The sequence below is a fragment of the Alteromonas sp. AO-Serp genome (genome assembly GCF_017849675.1).
Lineage (GTDB): Bacteria > Pseudomonadota > Gammaproteobacteria > Enterobacterales > Alteromonadaceae > Alteromonas > Alteromonas macleodii.
Window position 1 is genome coordinate 1 of the sequence record NZ_JAFLMX010000339.1, and the last position, 1,169, is coordinate 1,169.

1 protein-coding gene and 1 pseudogene are annotated in these 1,169 nt (G+C 48.0%); both read right to left on the minus strand.

Translation table 11 applies throughout. The features are described 5' to 3' along the window. A pseudogene (locus QVA83_RS21235) lies at positions 1-383 on the minus strand (N-acetylglucosamine-6-phosphate deacetylase); the annotation flags it as partial. Continuing rightward, on the minus strand, positions 380-1,169 hold a 790-nt coding region (locus QVA83_RS21240; RefSeq protein WP_287498938.1), incomplete at its 5' end, for an SIS domain-containing protein. The pseudogene QVA83_RS21235 and the gene QVA83_RS21240, both read right to left, overlap by 4 nt.

Genomic DNA, 1,169 nt, shown 5'->3' on the forward strand with positions numbered 1-1,169 from the left:
ACCCCCTCAACGCTGGGATGCGCCTGTGCAATGGCCTCGCTTACTGCATCTGCCGCTTGTTCAATGGTGTCAATATCGTCGGTAATAAGCGTTGGAAACAATGTGGTGGTGCCGTATTTCAGATGTGCCTCGGCCATCACGTTTATGCTTTCAAGCGTGGGAGCATGATTAAACATCGCGCCCCCACCACCATTTACCTGCGTGTCGATGTAGCCGGGAATAACTGCACCGCGTATGCGCTCGTTGATTGTCGCCGTTGCGTCTTTCTTAAAGTAAGAAAGAGGTGCAATGTCAGCTATCACACCCTTTTCAATACTCAGCACCTGATTATGCTGCCAGGCACCGTTCATCAGTACCTTTTCAGCCAGAATAATGGTCTTCATTGGGTTTTCGTTACCTTGTTTAATCCGGGTGGCGTATCTGGGTTCAAACCTAATTCAACGGCAATTTTCTCTATATCCAGATAGAAGCGTTGCATTAGTAAAAGTGCGTCCAGCCTTGGGTGTGAAGACGTTACTCCGCCTTGCAGATCTATACACTCACCGCCACGGGATCTAACATCTTGCACCATGTTTTGATGAAAAGGTGCGCTCTCATCTTCTATATTTAACGAAATAAGCTTCAGCTTTTTCTCAACTAACGTCACTGGGCCATGGATGAACTCTGCACTGCTAAACGCTTCGGCGTGTATACCCAATACTTCTTTTAATTTAAGCGCTACTTCTCGCCCAACCGCATAGCCAAAGCCACGCCCTAAAACAATGGTGTTTCGCGTATTTTCTAAATGGGCTTTTGTTAGCTGAGACGGCGCATTGATTACCGCTTCTAGCTGCGAAGGCACGGCTTTTAGCGCATTAAATAGCGAGGTATTTTCGCTCCAACAAGCACACAAATGAAGAAGCGCCGACAGCGTTGCTAAAAAGCTTTTAGTAGCCGCAACCGCCTTTTCTTCCCCGGCAGATAAAGGAATAACGGCATCAGCCAGCTCGGCTAATGGCGATGTTTCATCATTCACGAAGGCAACCGTAAACGCCCCGCCGTTTTTGGCCGACTCGGTTTGCTTTAGTATGTCTGTGCTGCGACCAGATTGAGAGATGATAAAAGCTACCGCCCCCTTCAAATTCAATTGGCGTTTGAATATGCCTGCTATTGAAAGGGCGGCACTGCAC